The 1,654-nt window shown below is 68.0% G+C and carries 2 protein-coding genes; both read left to right on the plus strand.

Annotated features, from left to right (window positions below; all coding sequences use genetic code 11):
- Positions 1 to 252, plus strand: a 252-nt coding sequence (locus QZY48_RS08425) for a hypothetical protein (RefSeq protein ID WP_366929655.1), incomplete at its 5' end; no start/stop codon positions are given.
- Positions 253 to 329: 77 nt separating this feature from the next.
- Positions 330 to 1,514: a hypothetical protein gene (locus QZY48_RS08430; protein WP_295430087.1), complete on the plus strand. Its 1,185-nt coding sequence runs from the start codon at positions 330 to 332 to the stop codon at positions 1,512 to 1,514.
- The last annotated feature ends 140 nt before the right edge of the window (positions 1,515 to 1,654 follow it).

The raw sequence follows: 1,654 nt of genomic DNA on the forward strand, positions 1-1,654 counted from the left end.
CTCGGGAGCTATTGTAGTCGGATTTCCTACTCGTTGTTCCTGATACATTTTCCCATTGCGCTACTGATCAACGCCGGCTTCTCCCGCTGGGGTGGCACGCAACCGGCCTTGCACCTGGGCGGTCTGATCGTCGCCTGGATCGGCTGCAACATGGCCGGTGTGGCCTTCTACCACCTGGTCGAACATCCAGTGCGCGCCTGGCCGGAGCGCATCGCTCAGCCGCTCTCGCGTTCCCCGGCGCCGAGATGGTGAAAAGACGCGCAAAGGCACTGACCCCCGCCACCGAAGGAGGCATAATGCGGCCCCGACCACGAACGAATGGCAGCGCGATGAGGACACCGGATAACGACCTGCCCCCCCCGCCGGACCGCTACACCTGCGACGGTGATGCCGCCGTGGAGGCCCGTGTGGCCCGGGACCAGGCACTCATTGCGGCGGCGGTGACCCGCATCCTGACACCCCCCAGGTTCCGTGCCCTGGTGCTCATGGGTGGTTACGGGCGGGCGGAGGGGGGCTTCGTCATGCACGAGGGCCAACCCGCCCCCTTCAACGACTACGACTACTTCATCGTGGTCCGCGGCATGGGGCGTGCCGAACGGGCAGCCCTGGAGCAGACCCTGGCGCGGGTTTCTCTGGAGCTGAAGGGCAAGGTTGGAGTGGACGTGGACTTTGCCTTGTTGCGTGACGAGTCCCTGGCCACGGCCGACTATTCCCTGATCAACGCCGAGATGCTGTGGGGCCACCGGGTGGTGGCCGGCGACCCGCGGGTCTTGGCGGCGATGCCCGCCATGCCCTTCGCCGGCTTGCCCCAGGCGGAGCTGACCCGTCTCATGCTCAACCGCGGCAGCCTGCTGCTGATGAATCAGCGACGCCTGGAGGCCGGCGAGGCGATTAGCGGACAGCGCCTGGAGATCTTCTTCAAGTTCCTGTTCAAGGCCGCGCGTGCCTGCGGCGATGCCCGCCTGGCGGGCAACCGGCGCTATCACCCCGCCTACCTCACCAAGGCCGAGCGCCTGGCCGGGTCCGATGTCGCCTGGCCCGGCCAGGCGGAGTTCCTGGGGCTGTACGACCAGGCCATGGAGGCCAAGTTTCACCCCCGGCTCGCGCGTTACGAGGCCGCAGGCGCCGACCCCAGGGCCTGGCAGGGACGCATGGTGCAACTCTGGCTCGACACCCTGGCCTGGTTCGAGGGGGTGCGTCTCGGGCGGCCCATCCCGGACTGGGAGGGCTACGCCGCGCCGACCCTGGGCAAGGGGCAGGGGCGCGACACTCTGGCCCTCCCCGGCAACCTGGCGCGCAACCTCAAGACCTTCGGCCCCCTGGGCCTGCTGCGCCACGCGCGCTGGGCCCTCCGTCACCCGCGGGATCGGCTGATCTCGGCGCTGCCCCTGCTGCTGGCCAACCCCGGCGCCGCGGCCTCCCCCGCCCTGGCCGACGCCTTGGGGATCGCCGCCGGCAGCCCCTGGGTGGCGGCGAGCGAGCGCTTCCTGGACCTCTGGCGACGTTACTCCTGAACCGTTCTCTTAGACTTACACAAACCTACACATAGGCAGATTCAGTGCTAAGTTCCTGCTTCAACGAGGCTGCCCAGGGGTGCATGGCTTGGTTTTCGCCGTTAGCTCCCACGGTGGGGAGCTTTACGGTGATGAACCGA

It is taken from the genome of uncultured Thiodictyon sp. (assembly GCF_903828115.1).
Lineage (GTDB): Bacteria > Pseudomonadota > Gammaproteobacteria > Chromatiales > Chromatiaceae > Thiodictyon.